The organism is Rothia sp. P5764 (assembly GCF_048512965.1).
Lineage (GTDB): Bacteria > Actinomycetota > Actinomycetes > Actinomycetales > Micrococcaceae > Rothia.
Genome location: NZ_JBLXXQ010000001.1, coordinates 700,830 through 721,813, shown reverse-complemented (window position 1 = coordinate 721,813; position 20,984 = coordinate 700,830). Strand labels below are relative to the sequence as shown.

13 protein-coding genes are annotated in these 20,984 nt (G+C 58.1%); 8 read left to right on the top strand and 5 right to left on the bottom strand.

Annotation, left to right across the window (positions count from 1 at the left end; translation table 11 throughout):
* Nucleotides 1-42: 42 nt before the first annotated feature.
* From ACN08Y_RS03285 to ACN08Y_RS03265, 5 genes are all read left to right on the top strand, one after another.
* Nucleotides 43-1,053 (top strand): glycosyltransferase family 2 protein, encoded by a 1,011-nt coding sequence (locus ACN08Y_RS03285; RefSeq protein ID WP_419111822.1) that lies wholly within the window; start codon nt 43-45, stop codon nt 1,051-1,053.
* Nucleotides 1,054-1,056: 3 nt separating this feature from the next.
* The gene (locus ACN08Y_RS03280; protein ID WP_419098831.1) at nt 1,057-1,467 is read left to right on the top strand and encodes a GtrA family protein; all 411 of its coding nucleotides are present in this window, start codon (nt 1,057-1,059) and stop codon (nt 1,465-1,467) included.
* Nucleotides 1,457-2,941, top strand: a complete 1,485-nt coding sequence (locus tag ACN08Y_RS03275) for a hypothetical protein (protein WP_419111821.1) — start codon at nt 1,457-1,459, stop codon at nt 2,939-2,941. Before ACN08Y_RS03280 ends, ACN08Y_RS03275 begins: the two co-directional genes overlap by 11 nt.
* A 174-nt stretch (nt 2,942-3,115) precedes the next feature.
* Complete coding sequence (locus ACN08Y_RS03270) at nt 3,116-5,260, top strand: acyltransferase family protein (protein ID WP_419111820.1); 2,145 nt, start codon at nt 3,116-3,118, stop codon at nt 5,258-5,260.
* A 230-nt stretch (nt 5,261-5,490) separates the two neighbouring features.
* Nucleotides 5,491-10,392: an NAD-glutamate dehydrogenase gene (locus ACN08Y_RS03265; protein WP_419111819.1), complete on the top strand. Its 4,902-nt coding sequence runs from the start codon at nt 5,491-5,493 to the stop codon at nt 10,390-10,392.
* A gap of 98 nt (nt 10,393-10,490) precedes the next feature.
* Here ACN08Y_RS03265 and ACN08Y_RS03260 read toward each other — a convergent pair whose 3' ends face one another.
* The 5 genes from ACN08Y_RS03260 to ACN08Y_RS03240 all read right to left on the bottom strand — a co-directional run bounded on the left by ACN08Y_RS03260 (nt 10,491) and on the right by ACN08Y_RS03240 (nt 16,120).
* Complete coding sequence (locus tag ACN08Y_RS03260) at nt 10,491-12,272, bottom strand: AMP-dependent synthetase/ligase (RefSeq protein ID WP_419098835.1); 1,782 nt, start codon at nt 12,270-12,272, stop codon at nt 10,491-10,493.
* Nucleotides 12,272-13,153, bottom strand: a complete 882-nt coding sequence (locus tag ACN08Y_RS03255; protein ID WP_419098836.1) for a DUF1295 domain-containing protein — start codon at nt 13,151-13,153, stop codon at nt 12,272-12,274. Before ACN08Y_RS03255 ends, ACN08Y_RS03260 begins: the two co-directional genes overlap by 1 nt.
* 99 nt (nt 13,154-13,252) lie before the next feature.
* Entirely contained in the window at nt 13,253-13,714 is a 462-nt protein-coding gene (locus ACN08Y_RS03250) for a GyrI-like domain-containing protein (RefSeq protein WP_419111818.1), read from the bottom strand.
* Between the two features lie 58 nt (nt 13,715-13,772).
* Nucleotides 13,773-14,363: an arsenic metallochaperone ArsD family protein gene (locus ACN08Y_RS03245; RefSeq protein ID WP_419098838.1), complete on the bottom strand. Its 591-nt coding sequence runs from the start codon at nt 14,361-14,363 to the stop codon at nt 13,773-13,775.
* 110 nt (nt 14,364-14,473) lie between these two features.
* Nucleotides 14,474-16,120: a hypothetical protein gene (locus ACN08Y_RS03240; RefSeq protein WP_419111817.1), complete on the bottom strand. Its 1,647-nt coding sequence runs from the start codon at nt 16,118-16,120 to the stop codon at nt 14,474-14,476.
* 216 nt (nt 16,121-16,336) lie between these two features.
* On the opposite strand from ACN08Y_RS03240, the gene ACN08Y_RS03235 reads away from it, so the two are divergent.
* The 3 genes from ACN08Y_RS03235 to ACN08Y_RS03225 all read left to right on the top strand — a co-directional run bounded on the left by ACN08Y_RS03235 (nt 16,337) and on the right by ACN08Y_RS03225 (nt 20,750).
* Entirely contained in the window at nt 16,337-17,824 is a 1,488-nt protein-coding gene (locus tag ACN08Y_RS03235; protein WP_419111816.1) for an NAD-dependent succinate-semialdehyde dehydrogenase, read from the top strand.
* A 73-nt stretch (nt 17,825-17,897) separates the two neighbouring features.
* Nucleotides 17,898-19,241 carry a 4-aminobutyrate--2-oxoglutarate transaminase gene (gene gabT / locus ACN08Y_RS03230; RefSeq protein ID WP_419105443.1) on the top strand — a complete coding sequence of 448 codons (1,344 nt, stop codon included), beginning with the start codon at nt 17,898-17,900 and terminating at the stop codon, nt 19,239-19,241.
* A gap of 129 nt (nt 19,242-19,370) precedes the next feature.
* Entirely contained in the window at nt 19,371-20,750 is a 1,380-nt protein-coding gene (locus ACN08Y_RS03225) for an NAD-dependent succinate-semialdehyde dehydrogenase (RefSeq protein ID WP_419111815.1), read from the top strand.
* Nucleotides 20,751-20,984 lie beyond the last annotated feature (234 nt).

Below are 20,984 nucleotides of genomic sequence, written 5' to 3'. Positions count from 1 at the left end.
TAGTGGTGGTGAGGCTGTCGCCCGGTGCCGTATCATGGTTCTGTGACCAATCCTTCCTCCCCCAAGCCTGACCAAGGTGCAGCCGTCCTGTCGGTAGTGGTTCCTGCTTACAACGAAAGCGAAGGTATCAGAACATTCCATGAGATGCTACTGATACCGGCGCTTGACGAGATGCGCGAGGAGCTGAGCCGATTGGGGCAGGTCCCCTATGAAGTGGTTTACGTGAATGATGGTAGCTCTGACAGTACATTAGCTGAACTCCACGCTCTCGCAGACCAAAAAGAGAACATAAGGGTCGTTAACCTCTCGCGTAATTTTGGTAAAGAAATTGCCACAACTGCTGGTATTGAAGCAGCTACCGGTCAGGCTGTGGTGATGATGGACGCAGACGGACAGCACCCGCCTGCCTATCTACCAGAGTTCATAAGGCTCTGGCAGGGTGGGGCCCAGGTCGTTGTAGGGGTTCGCTCTAACGATGCTGGCGGCTTCTTTAAAACCCAAGGTTCCCGCTACTTTTACCGCATCCTCAACTCAATTTCTGATAGCCAAACTGTGCCTCGGTCTACTGACTATCGCTTACTTGATCGGGGTGTGGTCGATGAGTTCCTCCGCCTAGGTGAGCGTAAACGCATCACTCGGGGGCTCATTGATTGGCTAGGTTTTAGGCGAGAGTACATTGAGTTTGAGGCTCCAGAGCGTCTGGCTGGCGAAGCCACCTATGATATGCGCAAACTGGTAGGTCTTGCACTTAATAGCTTTACCACGATGAGCATTAAACCGCTCTTTATTTTTGGCTATCTAGGGGTCATGATTACCCTGGTAGCATTCATCACCGGTATTTCCATTATCGTGCAACAGTTTATGATGGGTGACCCGCTGGGGTGGGACATTACTGGGTCAGCTATGGTGGGCATCCTGGTGGCCTTTCTCGTAGGTATCTTGTTGATAGCTCAGGGGATTCTCGCGGTGTATATGTCACATATCTACGTGCAGGCTCAAGGGCGGCCTCTCTATGTGGTTGATCGTTCCTCATCACGCAATCTGGCAAGGTAAACCATGCTCGGTTTAATCCGTAAAAATCAGACCTTGGTGCGTTACGTTCTAGTGGGCGGAGTCGGCGTACTATTTGAGCTTGCGGTCATCTTCGTGATGATCCGGGTATTCACTGCAAGTGATAGTCTCGCGGTCACCGCGAGCTACTGGCTCGGCGTTATTTTCTCTTTCTTACTGCAGAAATTTTTTGCGTTTGAGAATAAGGACGTTCGTGCTAAAACCGTGAGCTACCAAACCGCTGCGTTTGCAGTTCTGCTTGGGTTTAATTACCTCTTTACCTTGGTTTTTGTGCATTTTACGGCCGAGTTTTTAGGGATCTATCTTTCCCGTATGGTTGCACTAGCCATTACAACCGGCTGGAACTTCTTTGTCTATAAATTAATTATCTTTAGAAAGCCAAGCCATGTCTCATAGCTCTCATACCCGCGCTGCAACTAGTAGGCTTTCAAGGGTAGCGGCTACGATACTTGCTGCTGCCGCTCTTGTGGCGTTTGGAACCTTTACCTACTTTGCCACTCAGGCAAGTATCATTGCCGATGACTTTAGCTACTTTCATGCCTATGAGCAGGCGGGTAATCCTATAAGTTATGTCACCCACCACTATATGACCCATAATGGGCGGTTGGGGCAGGCCGCCTTCTTTGCCTTTGCCTACGCAGTCTTTGGTCAGGCCTCCTTGCAGATTGTGCCTGTTTTTATGCTGGTCATGATCGTTTCTTTGGTGGCTTATATGGTGCGCCGTCTAGTGGCGCTGACTGTGGCGCCGCTAGTTGTCTCCCATAGCGTAGCTGCTCTCTTCACCGTAGGCGCTTTGATACTCACCCCGAGTATGTTTGATTCCTTCCTCTGGCTTACCTCAAGCACCGTATATCTGGGTGGCCTTACCTTTACACTGTTGGCCTTTTCTCTGGCGCTGTCGATGAGTTTCAAAGACGTGCGGCTACCGGGTATTTTAGTGTTGTTCCTGGTGACGTTGTGGGCGGGTATGTTCACTGAGCCCCTAACTGTCTGCACCGGTCTTACCGGGTTTGTCATACTCTTGAGTGGAGTTTTTACGGGTAAGGGGGCCTTGCGCCGTCTTGGCCTTCCCCTGTGGCTGGGCTCAATTGTAGCCTTTGCGCTCATTTATTTTTCCCCGGGTACAGCAGCTCGCCGTGAGTACTATGGGACTGATATTTCTATTGGAGAGATTCTTAAGAGTCTCCCCGCGAACTTCCGCCTCTTCACAGAGCACTCGCAAGAGTGGGGGTATCTACTTGTTGTGGCCGCAGCTTTAGCTGTTTATGGTTTTGCTTCAACCCAGTGGCACGAAAACCTCAAGTTCAGAAAACTACTAATGGTTACCGTACTGGTATTTCTCATTTATTTTGTGGGCCAAATTTTTGTTGCCCGAACAGGTAGCCCCGAGATTGCACTAAGAACCTTTACAAACCCCACTTTCGCTCTAGCAAGCTGCTGTGCCCTGGTTGTACTTGCGTTGGTTCGACTCCTAGCACCTCGGAAGGAACAACAATCGGTGGTGCTGGTGTTGCCTTGCATTCTTCTGGGCCTTTCATTAATTTCGGCGGTGACGTATGTTCAAACTGTCTCTCAGGCACTTACCATGCGCGCTACTCAACTTGAGGTACGCGCTCAATCTGTAGCCGACCAACTGGCATCTGGAGACGCCTATTCGCCGGTTGAGCTAAAGCCACTCAATACTCCCTTGGTGAGTGAGGCTGTTGATCTTAACTACAGCGATGTGCCCCAGATTGAATGGGTCCTTGATGCGATTAGCACCTGGTACGGGGTAGAAACTGAGCGGGTAGTCATTGGACAGGAGCCGCAAGGCTACTGCCTGCCTGCAAGCCCTATCGTCAAGTCGTGGATGACATGCAATATGCCTTAGGGGTCCGTGAATACTATTTTTGCAACGGCTAATAGCGGGGTGTGATAGGATTCCTCAGTTATTGGCTTGAGATTTGATAGAAAACTTGGGATATCCGATACGGCCTGGCCTAGCAGATAGTGTTAAGAGATGAATCAGAGACCGCGTAGACAGCATAAGCCCCTCGGTAGCTTGGTGGAACAACCTAAATTCAGGCCAGAAGTGCAGGGCCTGCGTTCTTTGGCTGTGCTCCTGGTTGTCATGTACCATGTCTGGTTTGGCAGAGTCTCAGGCGGTGTGGATGTCTTTCTTTTCATCTCTGCCTTCCTGCTGTCTCTTTCCTCTCTGCGCAAAATTCAAGAGGGTCAGCCCCTAAAAATTCTTAGCTACTGGCTCCATGTCTTTCAGCGCTTGCTCCCGGCTGCCGCAACGGTGATTGTTGCCACCCTGCTGGCAAGCTACTTTGTTATTGTTCCCTCACGCTGGGCCTCCATACTGGCGGATGCCAAAGCTTCCATCTTCTATTACCTTAACTGGCGACTGGCCTTCAACGCCGTGGACTACTACGCCCAGGACGCCACCCTCAAGACACCATTCCAGCACTTCTGGTCGCTCTCCATGCAGGGACAAATTTTTATTCTCTGGCCCCTGCTTTTTGCTCTGGTAGCTTTCCTGGTCGGTTATCTACGCCTTAAAGTCTTACCGACAGCCCTCTTTGTCTTTGGTCCTATCTTTGTTCTCTCTTTGACTTTCTCTATCTTGGAGACCGGTTCGAACCAGGGCTTTGCCTACTTCGATACTCGGACCCGCCTGTGGGAGTTCGCTGCGGGCACTCTGTTGGCTATTGTTCTTCTTTCATGGCGCGTGCCCCAATTCATTAAAGTCCCGATGGGTTGGGCTGGCGTGATTGGCCTTGTCACTTGTGGATGGCTTTTACCTGTTCAGCAGGCCTTTCCCGGCTACCTAGCTCTCTGGCCCCTGCTCTCCGGTGCTTTCGTGATTGCGGCCGGGCAGACCGGCTCACCTTTTGGAGCAGATAGGTTGCTATCCGCTAAGCCCTTTCAAAAAATGGGTGCTATCTCCTACTGCCTCTACCTGGTGCATTGGCCGCTACTGATTCTTTATACTTCCTGGGCCCGAAAACCTCAGGCAGGCTGGTTTGACGGTGCTCTCATTATCCTGATCTCCCTGGTCCTTGCCTGGTTGCTTCATAAGGGTGTTGAAAGGCCGCTGAGAGCCTGGGAGAAAAAGTCAGGTGCTACTCCCTTTACTTCCCCTGCTGGAGCAGCAGATAGGCACCAGATGCCCTGGTCTAGTGTGGTCCGGGTAAGTGTAACCCGTCTGATTCGCCCGGCCTCATTAATTCTTCTTTGCTTGGCACTAGCGGGAGGCCTGGTGTTTGGCGGGCAGAAGTGGCTTGAGGCGAAATCGGTTCAGTGGGCCTCAAATGAACAGTACGCCGGGAGTGAGCGATTCCCTGGCGCCCTCGCTAAAAACGTAAACCAGAGGTACACGGACCCGGCTATCCCAATGACTACAGACGGCCAGCTCCCCCCCTTTGGTGAAAGTTGTTTGGATTACCCCGGTATTGATAACGAGTATCTCGATTCAGGCGTTGAGACCAGCATCTGCCGCATGAAACTATACGGAGACCTGGATGCTCCTCTGACCGTGGTGGTCGGAGACTCCCATGCCCACCACCTGGTCTACCCCCTGATGGAGGGTATCGCCCGGGCAACGAACACTAACCTCATCTTGCTCTTCCGCCCGGGTTGCCGTTTCTCGCTCACCTCAGACCCTGCTGAGCCAGGATCATGCCAGGACTACAACCAGATTGTCTACCAGCAGTTGCTGGAATTGCACCCTGATAATGTGGCTTTGGTTTCTACCCGCACCTCCAGAGAATCCAATGAAGAAATTTTTACACCCAACTTGGAGCCAGCACTTGCTGGGCTCACCTCTGAGGGGATTAACGTCATAGGCGTCCGGGACAACCCCCGTTGGACAGAGAATAAGTTTGAGTGTGCACAATCTAACCGGCAGAACCCCGCCTCATGTGGCGCTCCCCGGCAAGACAAGATGGCTGCGACCGACCCCAGCATCGACATCATGAATCGTTATGATCACACCTACAGAGTCGATGTCACCGACGGTTTATGCCCGGATAACTATTGCAACTCCATTGTGGGCAACATCATTGTTTACATGGATGATAACCACCTGAATTGGTCCTTTTCTCAAACTTTGGTTGAGGAAGCAGACCGAGAGCTACGTGAACAGGGCTGGGATCCCTACGATTTACAGATTCCTTCCTCACAAGAACTGATACCCGCACCGTAATCGGCCCGTTACCTGACGGCAGGCTGAGAAAGTGCTAGCTCTCAAAGTGACCCCGTGTGAAGACGCCCGGGGTCGGGCTCCTTATGCCTCTGACCGGTCTCACTAAAATCTAGAGGTAGTAGTGTTGCGGTTCACTCCCACCCCCAAGCGGACTAAGATTAAATGACGCGCACCACCCCGCGCACCGATATCACAAAGAAGTGACATCCTCACCAGCGAAAGGCAAATTCTTGCGCACGAACGAACGCTCAGCCCTCTGGTCCGGCACCAATGACTGGATCAACGATTACTACCGTCACAGCTCAGCAGACGAGCTTGAAGGGCTGACCGACCAACAACTCACTGACCTTGCCCAAGCACACCGGTCCCTAGCTGCCGTCCGCGCACCGGGCCAGGCTATCGTCTCTCTCCAGAACGACGACAGCGGCAGCACCCTCTACATCGTGGTCGATGACACCAGCTTCCTCGTCTCCTCCATCACCGCCCAGATCGCAGCCCACTGGGGCGGTATCTCAGGCCTGGTTCACCCCACCTTCCTGGTAGAACGTAACGGTGCAGGTGAACTGGTCAACCTCACCGGCCCCGGCCTCAAACAGCCTGTAGCCAGCGGTGACACCGTCTCCATGCCCATCATCAGAGACGCTACCAGCGGCAATATGGGGGCAGGGGCAACCGTCGAATCCTGGATCTCCGTCCGACTGACCACCCGCGTCGATGATGCCGCCACCGGGCAGTTGGAAGAAGAAATCCGCTCCGTCCTGACCGACGTACACCGCGCTGCCCGTGACAACGAAGCTATGGCTAGCCGTGTTCTAGATATCGCTGATAAGCTCAACGAGCTTTCCGGGGTCACCCTCGGCGGGGCCGAACACTACACCGGCACCATCAATTCCGATGCCGACCCCATGACCCGGGTGGAAGCCGCCCAAGAATTCCTGCGCTGGCTCACCAGAGGAAACTTCCTCTTCATGGGCATCAAAGAACGTGACCTGACCGGCCACTCCGGCGAAGTGCTCCTGACGGACCGCCCAGGCTCCGGCCTAGGCATCCTGGCCACTACGGGGGAAGGCGACCCCATCGTCCTCACCGGCCTGGGCCTAGAAAACGCCCGGAATCCGCGCCCCCTCTACATCACCAAAGCCAACTCCCGCTCCACCGTGCACCGCCACGAATACCTGGACTACATTGGGGTACGCGACTTTGACCGGTCCGGCAAGATTGTGGGCGAATACGTCATTCTGGGCCTGTTCTCCCGCCAGGCCTACTCGCTACCGGCAGTAGAAACCCCGCTGGTGCGTGAACGCATCGCCATTATGCGCCGACACCTGGGCTACCAGCCCGGCTCACACTCCGATAAGACCCTGGCTGGCATTATCGAAGACTACCCCCGCCTAGAACTGCTCCACGCCGACCTGGAAGAACTCACCGACACCTTCCGTGGCATTATGGGCCTAGAAGAACGCCGTACCACCCGCCTCTTCCTGCGCTCCGATACCTTTGGCCGGTTCGTTTCAGCCACCGTCTTCCTGCCCCGCGACCGCTACAACACCCAGGTTCGCCAGCGGCTCGAAGCGGTCTTCTATGAGTTCATCGACGTAGAGAGCCTAGACTTTGAGGTCTACCTCTCCACCTCATCGCTGGCCCGTATTTTCTTCCGCCTGCGCCTGGCAACCCCCAACGTCATTCCCAGCCTGGATGCACGGGAAATTGAACGCCGCCTACAGGCCACCACCCGCTCCTGGGGTGAAGCAACCGCCGCCGCCGTTGAAGGCGCTGTCCTTGGCCAAAAGCAAGACCCCGAAGCTAGCCGCCTGGCCGCATCCGCCTGGTCAGAAGCGGTACCCATGACCTACCGCGCCGACTACGAGGTTGAAAACGCGGTCGAAGACATGGCCATCTTTGAGTCCCTCAGTCAGGAACAGCCCGCCGCCGCCCGCATCGATGAACGCAAGGGCCGCACCCGCATCAAGACCTACCTGGCCTCGGCGCACACCCTGACCGAGCTACTGCCGGTCATGCAGAACATGGGCCTGGTCGTCATTGACCAAAAACCCTACGAAATCACCCCTGCTGACGGACGAGTATTCTCCCTCTACGACTTCGGCGTAGAACTACCCCAAGGGGTCGATATCCAGGCAGTTGCAGGGCTCTACCAGGATGCCCTCAACGCCTACCTGCTGGGCAAGCGCGAATCTGACAGCCTGGACCGCCTCATCCTCATTGAAGAACTCACCTGGGAACAGGTCGCTATCCTGCGTGCCTACACCCACTACCTGGTCCAGCTGGGCCAGGTCTACTCCGCAGAGTTCATGTCCGACACCCTGCTGGGTTACCCTGCGGCCACCCGCCTGCTTGCCCGCTACTTCGCGGTCAGCTTCGACCCCGACGCCAGCTACAGCCCAGCAGAGGAACGAGAAGCCAAGCGCGAACAGGTCTGGGCCGAACTTACCACCGCCCTGGATGCTATCCCCACCCTCGATGTGGACCGCTTCATGCGCTCACTTGCCACCGTCATGAAGGCAACCCTGCGCACCAATGCCTACCTGGACCGCCCCGCCCTCGCTTTCAAGGTGGCACCCGGCCAGATTGACTTTGCGCCCCTACCCCGGCCCACCTTCGAAATCTTCGTCTACTCACCGCGCGTTGAGGGCGTTCACCTGCGCTTTGGCCCCGTAGCCCGCGGTGGCCTGCGCTGGTCCGACCGCCGTGAAGACTTCCGCACCGAGGTCCTGGGCCTGGTCAAGGCGCAGATGGTCAAAAACGCGGTCATTATCCCCACCGGCGCTAAGGGCGGCTTCTACCCCAAGCAGCTACCCAACCCCGCACTTGACCGCGACGCCTGGATCACGGAGGGCCGCGAATCCTACAAGGTCTTCATCGCCTCCCTGCTCGATGTCACCGACAACCTCTCTATCGAGGCCGACGGCACCGAAACCGTAGTACACAACCCCCGCGTCCTGGCCCGTGACGGCGACGACTACTACCTGGTCGTTGCGGCCGATAAGGGCACCGCCTCCTTCTCCGATACCGCCAACGCCATTAGCGCCGAATACGGCTTCTGGCTGGGCGATGCCTTTGCTTCCGGCGGTTCGGTAGGCTACGACCACAAGGCTATGGGCATCACCGCACGCGGCGCCTGGGAATCCGTCAAGCGGCACTTTGCCGAACTCGGTATCGACTGCCAGACCCAGGAGTTCACCGCCGTAGGTATCGGCGATATGAGCGGGGACGTCTTTGGCAACGGCCTGATGCGCTCACGCGCCACCCGCCTGGTTGCGGCCTTTGACCACCGGGATATCTTCCTGGACCCCTCACCGCAGGCTGACGTCTCCTTTGAGGAACGTGTTCGCCTCTACAACCTGCCCCGCTCGTCCTGGCAGGACTACAATCCCGAGCTGATTTCTGAGGGCGGCGGTGTCTACTCTCGCGGCGCTAAGTCCATTCCCATCTCTCCCCAGGTGCGTGAGGTTCTGGGGCTGGGCGAGGATATTACCCAGCTCTCACCGCCCGAACTGCTCTCCGCCATTCTTAAGGCCCCGGTTGATCTGCTCTACAACGGCGGCATCGGTACCTATGTGAAGGCTTCCAGTGAGAACCACGCGGCCGCGGGTGATAAGGCCAACGACGCTATCCGCGTGGACGGCCGCGACCTGCGAGCTAAGATTGTGGGCGAGGGCGGCAACCTGGGCTTCACTCAGCTAGGTCGCATTGAGGCCGCACGCGCAGGCGTCCTGCTCAATACCGATGCTATCGATAACTCAGCCGGTGTGGAAACCTCTGACCGCGAGGTTAATATCAAGATTCTGGTGGACCGCCTGGTGGCTGCCGGTGAGCTTGCCGCTGAGGAACGCGCGGCTTTCATTGAAGCCCAGCGTGAGGATGTTGGTGCCCAGGTTCTGCTGACCAACCAGGAGCAGAATGTGCTTTTGCAGGCTGAGCGCCACGGCACCGCCCCCGGTATTGAGGTCTATATCCGACTGATTCACGACCTGGAAGAGAAGGCCGGGCTGAACCGTGCTGTCGAGTTCCTGCCTACCGATGAGGAAATTCGCAGCCGCTACGAGGCGACCGGTGAGATGCTCAACGGCCCGGAACTGGCTGTGCTGGCGGCCTACGTCAAGATTCACCTGACCGCCGAGTTGGAGAAGACTGACCTGGCCGATGACCCCTACCTGGCCCGTATTTTGACCGACTACTTCCCGCCTGCCCTGGTGGAGCGTTTTGGGGAACATCTGGCTTCGCACCCGCTGCGTCAGCAGATTATTTGTACCCGTGTCGCCAATGAGATGGTGAACCTGGGTGGCATTACCCACGTCTTCCGGGCTGTGGAAGAAACCGGGGTGGGGGTTGATGCGATTGCCCGCGCCTTCTATGTTTCCCGTGAAACATTTGGCATTGGCAACTCTGCACGGTTGCATCGTGAGCTTCCTGCTTCAACTCCCTTGGAGGGGTGGCTGGCTGTTATCCGTGACTGGCAGCGCGTATTGGACCGCCTAGCCCGTTGGTTTGCCGCTGAACGCTCGGTGGTGGTGGGCACCCCCATTGCTGACATGATTGAGCGCTTCAAGCCCGTTGCCGAACTCATCCCCTCACTCAATGACTACTTTGCAGACGACACACGAGCCAGAGTACGCGCTATGCGTAACCAGGCAGAGGCCTGGAACCTACCCGAAGAGCTCACAGTCAACTGGATTCGCGAGTTTGAAGCATTTGCTCTTATGGACGTGGTACGTGCGGCAGAAGACCACAACCTGTCCACCGAGCAAATGGCCCGCGTCTACTACTCGGTCTATGACCGCTTCCAGGTAGATATGCTCCTGACCACTATCTCGACTCTGCCCCGTGCAGACCGGTGGGAGACTCTGGCTCGCTCATCACTGCGCGATGACCTCTACGAGATTGCCGCTAAGCTGGCCCTGCGTGTGCTCCAGGAAACCGGCCAGGGCGTAGTAGCGGGCACCGAGAACGGCGATCTTGCCGTAGCCCGCTGGGTAGAGAAGCACCCGGTTCGTATGGGCCGTGTGGACACCATGCTGGCTGAGATTCAGCAGGCTGCCCCCGGCGCCGACGGCCGCCCCCGCCTGGCGGTACTTCAGGTAGCCCTGCGTACCCTGCGCGGTGCCGTGAGCTAGACGGAAGATCTCCTCACTGCAAGGCGAAATAGCTAGTAGACAGCGGCCCCGGGGAATGTCCCCCCCCCCGGGGCCGCTACTTTCTGACAGGGGCTCAGCTAGGCGGCGTAGAGCTCATCAATGACCTGACCGAAGCGCTTAGAAAGCGCTGTGCGCCTGAGCTTCTGCGTGGGGGTTATCAGCTCCGGGTCCTGATCATCTAGCTCAATGACCTTAAAACGGCGGACCTGCTCACTGCGGGCCACCAGGGAATTAGCATCTTCAACCAGCTTCTGGATAGCCTGAGCGCAAGCCGCCTGAGGTAGTGCCCGGCCATCTTCGCTGGGCACTATCAGGGCAACAAGGTAGGGTCTCTTATCTCCTATCATGATCGCGTGTTCCACCAGTGGGCTGGCGGTAACCGCCTCCTCCCAGGTAAAAGGCGATATGGACTTGCCGCCGGCTGTTGTAATTTCATCTTTGAGTCGCCCGCGAATGGTCAGGTAGCCGTCCGCGTCTAGGGAACCCAGGTCACCGGTTCTCAGGTAGCCGTCTTCGGTAAAAGCCAGCTGATCCCAAGAACTATCTGTGTAGCCCGAAATCACACCGATGCCCCGCGCTAAGACCTCCCCTTCCTCGCTAATGCGGATCTCTGCGCCGGGCAGGGGTAAACCTACCGTCCCTGAGCGGATAGCACCTGGCCTGTTACCAGCCAGTGGGGCGGTAGTCTCGGTCAGGCCGTAGCCCTCCACCACCGGAACTTTCATGCCCGCAAAAAGTAGTGATAGCTCACGAGCTAGGGGAGCGCCGCCTGAGAGTATCCATTCAATTTTTCCTCCCAGCAAGGAACGCACCCTGCTAAAGAAGAGTGCATCGTATGCGGCCCTAGCGAAAAGAAGCGGCCGACCGGGGCGTAGCCCCTGCTCCTGCGCTCGGGCTACAGCCAGGGCGGTTCGCTCGGCGGCCTGCCACACCCTGCCCAGGTGCTTAGCCTGCGCCTGCTTGGACACCGCATCGCCTACCTTCTCTAAGACGCGCGGAACCACCACTAAGAAGGTGGGCTGGGTATGCGGTAGCTGCGAAATCAGCTCCTTGGGGTTTGAAAGGTGGGCGATCCGCATCCCCTTGACCAGGCACACCAGCTGTAAGCCTCGCGCCAGAACATGAGCCAGTGGCAGGAAAATAACCGTCCTGCCCTGTTCATGAACAATCTCCGAGTAGGCAGCTGCAACGTTGAGAACCTGCCCCATCATATTCAGGTGGCTAATTTTTACGCCCTTGGGCGCCCCACTGGTCCCCGAGGTGTAGACCAGGGTAACGATATCTGCGGGCCTCAGCTGAGCTCGGCGCTGGTCCACCTGCACCTGTTCAAGGCCCCGCCCTGCCTCCTCCAGATCGGCCAGACAGGGGTAGGAAAGCGAGCTTTCCCAGCACCAGATGGCAAGTTCCAGCCCGCGTTCTTCCCCTGCCTGAGTCAGGGTATCGGCATGCCCCTGCGACCCGGCAAAAGCGGCCACCACGCCGGCATCGGCCAGAATATCGCCCACCTGTTGGGGTGAGCTCGTGTCGTAGATGGGCACCACCTGGGCACCTGCATAGATCAGGGCGCAGTCAGCTACAGCCCACTCATAAACGGTGGGTGAGAAAAGAGCAACGCGGTCGCCCAAACCTATGCCCTGGGCTATTAGACCCGCCGCAACCGCCCGAACCTGCCGGTGAAACTCTGCTGTTGTGACATGCTTCCAGCGCTCAATGGCACCTGTAGACCCTCGCACCGGCAGATCAAAAGCAATGTGCTCAGGGTTCTGTGAAAGCCGTTCCTCTAAAACGTCACTGAGGTTACGGTACTTCTGCTCAGGATCAACCATCAAAGCTGATGAGACCGATGTCCGCTTTCTCACTAGTTCTTACCCTTAAGGCCCGGAATCAGCACAGGGGTGTTCCGCTTGTACTCCTCATAGGCCTCCTGGCCGCCCCAGCGTTCATCGGCACGAGCCTCCAGCTTGGGGATACCACTGACCTTAGTAAGAAGAAGAACCACCACAACAGGCGACAAGATAGTTACCCACTGCCAGCCCACCAGCAGGGGAGCAGCGGTCACCAAAACACCCACCCAAACCAGAATCTCGCCCAGATAGTTAGGATGACGCGACACCGACCAGACCCCGCTTTGGATAAAGTCACCACGGTGGGCGGGGTCAGCCTTAAAGCGGCTCTTCTGGACATCGGCGGTTATCTCAAGAGCCATACCTACCAGCCACACCAGTACACCCAGATAGCTTACCCAGCCCAGCTCAGCATGGCGGCCTGAGGTAATGACCGCCCAGGCTGCACTCGCTGTTACCGCAACCCACAGCCCCTGCAAAGTCCAGGCGATAAAAAAGCGTACGGGGTCGGTTTTAATGTCGTCAAAGCGGCCGTCGCCCCCGCTGCGCATGACCCGAACCAGGAGGAAGAGGGACAGGCGGAGCGACCAGAGAATAACCATGGCCCCCAGCAGCCAGGCAAGAGGGCTCAGAGAGGAGGCAGCAAGCATCACAAAGAGGGTTCCTCCCACAAAGCCCACACCACCGGCAGCATCATAGAACTTCTCGGTCTTTAGGGCGTAGGCGGGGATGAAAAAGAGCCACTGAATCAGGTAGGACAGCACCACGGCGCTCGCAAAGAGCGGGAACCCACCCGCTAAGGTCTCACCCCGGTAGCTACCGCCGCTAGCTACCAGAGCAGAAATCAGGATGACTACCCCAAGTACGCTGACCAGTGCTTTTAATTTTTGAGACATATTTCCCTTACCTTTTCGCACCCGCTAGCTTGAGCGGTCCAGGGGTTATAAATATAGTTGCTGTTTTGAGTGCCCCGCACCCCCCAGCTCAGAGCTGGTTCAGGCTGGTTTTACCGGAACCCACACCTGCATCTGAAAGTCTTGAGACGAGGGGTCACCCGGTCCGTAGGCTTCAAAGACTGGGCCGTTGGCCTTAAAACCAGCTTGGGGCAAGAAAGTCCCCATGAGGTGATCTACACCTGCCATAGTACTCATGGGCACAGCACCCTGAACAGTGGTCACAGCAAAATCACCGCCATCCACCTTAAGGGCATTAAGCCCTAGAGCTTGAGCGGTCTCTAGGTTCTCCACCAGAATTCCCGCCATGTAGTCGAACTCGCCTGCGCCATTCATGCCCACAATGACACCCATGGAATGAACCTCTGGCATGGTAACACCGCGCTTCTGGACGTGGTCGGTCAGCTTCTTCCAGAGTTCACCGATTCCAGCCCCCTGCTTGACGGTCTGGCGGAACCCCGCAATAAAGAACTCGTCCTTGTGCTCTACCCGCGCACCAATCATCGCCACTCCTTAGAAAATAAAATCAGCACTATTCTAGTGCCCAGCACCCAACGGCCGGTCAGCTGCCGCACCCGCATCCGCCGCACCCGCAGGTGGACTGCGACTCCACCAGGGGGTCACCGTCATCGGGCAGGCCCTGCCCGAAATCGCCGCCCATGAGGTTGCGGCGCCCGCCGATGTCGGGGCCACCCGTTGGTTTTTGAGTGACCCCCGCAAGGACGGCCGCAAAGCCAGCTGGCTCAAGGGTAGGTGTGCTTGCCGGAGCTTGGGCACCACCGGTCCCGCAGGCCGCAGCCGCTGCGTTCACCTTGGGTTGTTTGACCTCAGAAAAGTGCGAGAAACGGCGCATCTGCTCAGCAGTGGGGTACATGTAAGACACCTTGACTAGGCCCTCCACCAGCAGGATGGGTAGGACCGCTTCCCCAGCCATAGCAATCTGATCCGCTACCGGCTCACAGTCCCTAAAAGCGGAGGGGTAAGAGTCCGTGGAGTAGACGGCGATATCAAGACCGGCATCCAGGAGCTCCTGCGCCTGGCGCAAAAAATCCTGCCGGGCGCTATCGCCCGGGTCGTCAGGGTTTTGGCCGGGCGCTGGAATGAAAACTTCTAGAGCGGTGGTGCCGATGGTGTCCTTGGCGATACGGGCCACGGGTACTCCTTTGACGGGGTGTGCAAGGGTGCTAGCTCTTCTCCCAGCAGATATGAGAAGAAGTTAGACCCTAGCCTACGCCCAGATAGTGCCCCCGCGCCTCTAGTTACCTAGCTGCCGGTAAAGAATTTGCGCAGGGCGGAACGCAGGTTACCTTCGGGCTGCTTATCCTCACGCTGGGCTGTTACCTCACTCGGGGAGGCTGAGGTGAGTGACAGTTTCTTACCGCGCCTATCACGGGTGGGCATGGGGCTGGTGTCTGCCGCACGGTATTCCTCGCGCTGTTCCTTGGTGCCAAAGGCCAGGGTGCCAATAGCAGTGGCGATATTCTTCTGCTCCGGCGAAATCGGTGCGTAGGTCTTGCCGGGGTTAGTGTTGTCGGCGCTGACCTCCGAAGCCTCAGACTGAACGGTTTCTGCCCGCTCCGGCTCATTGTCGGGTTGGGCGCCGTTGGCTTGTTCTTCTTGCCACTCGGCGCTGGGTGCCTTAGGGCTATCAGCCTCGGTCCCCTCAACATTGGTAGAGTACTCAGGCTCGTCGGCTTTGCTGGTTGCACCCGCCTGCTTACCTGAATCGGTAGCGGACCCGGCGGTAGCTTCAGTATCTGCTACGGGAGAGGATGCCTCGGTGGGGGCTTGACTAGAGAAGAGAGCGCTGGCATCTTCTGCGACCTTGGCCTCTCCAGGAGTAGCATCTTCTAGCGGCCCAGAAGTCTCCGCCTGCCCTGCTGTGCTCTGCTCGACGGTTTCAGCGTCGGTTTCACCCTCAGCAGGAGCCGGGTCAGCCAGCTCTTGGAGTGCCTGCCGGTAGTGGGACTCAGCCGGAAACCCTGCCCAGCCTAAGAGCGAGGGGAAGGCGATAGGGTCTACGGTGCCAACCCAGGCAACGGTTTGCCCAAACGGGCTTTCGTTCTGAGAAGTGCCCTGGGGAGCTTGGGCTCCTTGGTCGCCTCCAACCTCACCTACCACAAACTGGGCCAGTGAACTTGCAACCTGCACAGGGACGGAGGCCTCGCCAATAGGGCGCGCAATAATCTGACCGATAACACCGGCAGAACCTGGAGCCAGGTCGATGGCGTACAGGTGGCTATCGCTGTGGGCTATCTCGATCCACAGGCGGTGGTTCAATACAGCCTGCACGGTACCATCGTGGGTGGCCGGGGCCTTCCAGGGGGCACTGTCGAGGCTTGAAGCCCCGAAGTCAGCCTGTGGACTAGAGGCCAGCACATCGCGCCCCTGCGCCTGTGCAACCACACCTTCACGCACCAAAGCCCTGTAGAACTTGAGTTCGGGAGAAAAAGAAAAACCGCGTTCTCTTTCTTCGTTGGCAATCTCTTGGGGAGAATAGCCCGAAGTATGCCCACGGTCCATCAAAGCCGCGCGTAATTGCAGGCCATCAGCGGTGATAATCTGCTGGGGCTGAGCGGCCGGTGCCGGCTGGGAATCAGCGCTAGCAAGGGGTACCTGCTTGACGATCACCTGCCCGCCAGGGCTGCTATTGATGCGGACGGTGAAGGAGCCTGAAAAATCTTCAGACCGGGCTATATCAAGGGCGGCAACTGTAACCGCTTGGGCGTAGTCGGTTGGAACCGGCCTATCAGCGCCCCCGGTCACAGAGGTGCGGACGGTATCGACAGCGCCCTCGTGCACTCTCAGGCGAAGCTCAAGAGGTAGCTGGTGTGCATCCGTGTACCACTGGGTCATCTGAGCAAGAGCTAAAAGGTGCGAGGGGAGCTCGGAGTGCGAATCAAAACTCATGGTCACTATTTTTGCACGTTTCCAGGGGGCTATGACCCGGATGACCGGTGGCTAGGGGAGATTACTTTTTGCCGTTCACCCCACAAACTTTAATAACGAAACATGACCCGCCCGTCGGCATGTGAGGCAGGCTACCTGCCTAGCAGGGGAGGGCGTAAGATGGATAGGACAGCCGCGAGACATTAGACACACAGTCACTGAAAGGTGAAAACCCTCATGACCCTGGATACACAGGAACTTTTGGCAAAGGTCCCCACCGGCCTACTTATCGGTGGGCAATGGCGTGAGGCCTCCGACGGCGGAACCTTCGACGTTGAAAACCCCGCCACCGGCCAACACCTCGCCACCCTAGCATCAGCGACCGAAGCCGACGCGCTCGCCGCCCTCGACGCCGCCTGCGCCGCTGAACGCGGTACCCGAGGCAACGGCTGGGCCGCCAGCTCCCCGCGCGAACGCGCCGAAATTCTCCGCCGCGCCTTCGAGCTCGTTACTGAACGCGCCCAAGAATTTGCCACCCTCATGACCCTAGAAATGGGTAAGCCCTACGCCGAAGCCCTGGGAGAAGTCACCTACGGTGCCGAATTCCTGCGCTGGTTTGCCGAGGAAACCCCCCGCCACTACGGGCGCACCCTCACCGCCCCCGAAGGGCACCTGCGCATGATCACCCGCCACAAGCCGGTTGGCCCCTGCCTGCTCATTACCCCCTGGAACTTCCCCCTGGCCATGGGCACCCGCAAGGTAGCCCCCGCCATCGCCGCAGGCTGCACCATGGTGCTCAAGCCAGCCCGCCTAACCCCGCTCACCAGCCAATACCTGGCCCAAACCCTCATGGACGCCGGCCTGCCCGCAGGTGTACTCAACGTGGTTTCCTCCAAGTCGGCGGCAGCTATCTCCGAGCCCATCATGAGCGATTCGCGCCTGCGCAAGGTCTCCTTCACCGGCTCCACCCCGGTGGGTAAGCAACTCCTTAAAAAGGCCGCTGAGAACGTCCTACGTACCTCTATGGAACTGGGCGGCAACGCCCCCTTCATCGTTTTTGAGGACGCCGACATCGACCAGGCGGTTGCCGGGGCTATGGCCGCCAAGATGCGCAACATCGGTGAGGCCTGCACCGCCGCTAACCGCTTCATCGTCCACGAATCCCTGGCCGAAGAGTTCTCCCAGAAGTTTGCCCAGAAAATGAGCGAACTGGTGGTGGGCAATGGCCTGGATGAGGGCGTGACCTGCGGCCCGCTCATTGAGCAGAAGGCCCAGGACTCCATGGTTGCCCTGGTTGAAGATGCTGTCGCCAAGGGTGCCCGCGTGCTCACCGGCGGTAAGAAGGGGGAGGGCGCCGGCTACTTCTTCCAGCCCACCGTGCTAGTTGATGTGCCCCTGGACGCTCGCGTAGCCCGCGAAGAAATCTTTGGGCCCATCGCCCCCATCTTTACCTTCAGCAAGGAACACGAAGCCTACGCCCTGGCCAACGACACCGAATACGGCCTGGCCTCCTACGTCTTTACCGAAAACATCGACCGCCTCTACCGGGCTTCTGACCACCTAGAGTTCGGCATCATGGGCTTCAACGCCGGTGTCGTCTCTAACGCGGCGGCCCCCTTTGGTGGTGTCAAACAGTCCGGTATGGGCCGTGAAGGCGCGGCAGAAGGCATTGACGAGTACTCCTCCATTCAGTACATCGGCATGCGTAACCCCTACACCAGCTAGCTACCCTGCGCCGCCGGTCCCCACCGGCGGACACCCAACTTTTCTGTAATTACAAAACTTTTTAAGGAAAACCATGGCTGAGATTACCTACCGCCTGCCTCAAGAAATCAAGCTAAACGGTCCCGTCCCCGGCCCCCGCTCAGCAGAACTGGCCGCCCGTCGCAGCGCCAACGTACCCGGTAGCGTGGCCTCCACCCTGCCTGTCTACACCGCAGACTCAGACGGTGGTGTGATCGTCGATGTGGACGGTAACTCCTTTGCCGACCTGGGCTCCGGTATTGCCGTGACCTCCGTGGGCGCTTCGGCCCCCAAGGTTGTGGCCGCCGTCCAAGAAGCGGTCAGCCACTTCACCCACACCTGCTTCATGGTCACCCCCTATGAGGGCTACGTGGCTGTTGCCGAGAAACTCAATAAGCTCACCCCCGGCGACTTCGACAAGCGTACCGTGCTCTTCAACTCCGGCGCTGAGGCCGTAGAAAACGCCGTCAAGATCGCTCGCGCCGCCACAGGGCGCAACGCCGTAGTGGTCTTTGACCACGCCTACCACGGGCGCACCAACCTGACCATGGCACTGACCGCCAAGGCCGCACCCTACAAGAAGGGCTTTGGCCCCTTTGCGCCCGAGGTCTACCGCGCACCCATGAGTTACCCCTACCGCGATGGCAACGTCGGCGGTAAGGAAGCTGCCGCCAAGGTCATCGACATGATCGAAAAGCAGATTGGCTCCGAGTATGTGGCCGCAATTCTGATTGAACCCGTACAGGGCGAGGGCGGCTTCATCGTACCCGCCGAGGGCTTCCTGCCCGAGCTCGTCACCTGGGCCCGCGAAAAGGGCATCGTCTTTATCGCTGACGAAGTACAGGCTGGCTTCTGCCGCACCGGTAGCTGGTTCGCCTGCGACCACGAAGGTATCGAACCTGACCTGATCACCACAGCTAAGGGTATTGCCGGTGGTATGCCCCTCTCTGCTGTCACCGGCCGCGCCGAACTCTTCGACAAAGTGCAGCCCGGCGGTTTGGGCGGCACCTACGGTGGTAACCCCGTGGCCTGCGCCGCAGCCCTGGCCACTATCGACACCATGGAAGAGTGGGATCTTTCTGCCCGCGCCCGCCACATTGAAGAAATCGCCCGCCAGAAGCTGGCCCCCCTGGTTGAAGAGCTGGACATCGTGGGTGAAATCCGTGGCCGTGGCGCTATGTTCGCCGTGGAGTTCGTGGCAGATTCCGACTCCAAGGAACCCCACGCCACCGCCGCTAAAGAGATTGCCGCCGCCTGCGCTGAGCGCGGTGTACTCATTCTGACCTGTGGCACCTACGGTAACGTGGTGCGCCTGCTGCCGCCGCTGACCATCGGTGATGAACTGCTGGGCCAGGCCCTGGATATCTTCGTCGAAGAAATCCGCAAGGTCGCCGGCTAATACCCAGCGATAGGCAGGGCGGGTGTCCCCGGCAATCGGCTGGCTGGCATGAATCGTCTGCGAGCTGGTTAGTCGGCCTAGGAGCGCCTAGCCGCATCAACCCTAAGAGACACAAAAGGAATATGATCCATGAGTAACTACCGCGTAGAGGACCCCACCACCGGGCAGATCCTCGAAACTTTCCCCACTCTCACCGACCAGCAAGCCATCCAGGCTGTAGAGCGCGCCCACGCCGCCTACCTGACTTGGCGCAAGACCAGCCTGGAGGATCGTGCGGCCATTGTGCGCCGGATCGGTCAGCTCTTTGAAGAGCGCAAGCAGGAGTTAGCAGAAATCATCTGCACCGAAACCGGTAAGTCCCTGCCCGAAGCCCTTGAAGAGGCTGAGTTCTCCGCCGCGATCTTCACCTACTATGCAGATATCGCTCCTGACCAGCTCAAGGACGAGCCGATCCCCTCCCAGACCGAAGGCTCTGAGGCCTACATTCAGCGTCGCCCCCTGGGCGCCCTGCTGGGAATCATGCCCTGGAACTTCCCCTACTACCAGGTGGCCCGCTTTGCCGCGCCCAACCTGATGCTGGGTAACACCATCGTGCTCAAGCACGCCGAAATTTGTGCCCGCTCCGCCCAGGCTATCGAACAGTTGATGCTGGACGCTGGTCTACCAGCTGGCACCTACCTGAACGTCTTTGCTAGCCACCAGCAGATTGAAACCATCATTGAGCACCCCCACATTCAGGGTGTTTCCCTGACCGGCTCAGAGCGCGCCGGATCCATTATTGCCGGCATTGCAGGACGCAACCTCAAGAAGGCCGTTCTGGAACTGGGCGGATCTGACCCCTACATTGTGCTTGATACCGACGATGTGAAGGCCGCCGCGGCAACCGCCTGGGGCTACCGCATGTACAACGCCGGTCAGGCCTGCAACTCCAATAAGCGCCTGATCGTCATGGAGGACATCTATGACGAGTTCGTAGCTGAACTGGTTGCCTTGGCCCAGGCTATGAAGCCCGGCAAGCCGACCGAATCTGACGATACTACCTACATGGCCCTCTCCTCACGGTCTGCCGCTGAGGGGCTCAAGAAGCAACTGGATGAGGCCGTGGCCGCCGGTGCCACCCTGCACGCTGGTGGTGAACTACTCGATGACACCAGCGCCTACTTCTCCCCAGCTGTCCTCACCGATGTTCCTGTGGGTTCTGAGGTCTACTACCAGGAACTTTTTGGCCCTGTTGCTACCGTCTATAGGGTCAGCAGTGATGAGGAAGCCCTGGTTCTGGCTAATGATAGCCAGTACGGCCTGGGTGGTGCGGTCTTCTCCCAGGACCGGGAGCGTGCCGAGAAGCTGGCCCGTCAGCTGGATGTGGGCATGGCCAATGTGAACACTCCTGCCGGGGAGGGAGCTGAGATTCCCTTCGGAGGGGTGAAGAACTCCGGTTATGGCCGTGAGCTGGGCCCCTACGGCATGGACGAGTTTGTCAACAAGCGCCTCTACTTCGTGCAGAAGTAAGAGCCATACGGTCAAGCCTGTCTTCACCCTCTGATAGAGAAGGTGAGGGCAGGCTTCACTTATTGGTGTCGGCTGATATAAATTTTTCTACAGCTATTTATTAGATTCACCAGGCAGTAAAAAGTCATGAGTGGGACGATGATGTGGATATTCTTGCCCACCCCTGGAGGTCAGAAAAATTATTATGAGTATTGAGGACACTAAAAAAATTAAGAAGAGCATGGATGATGCTAG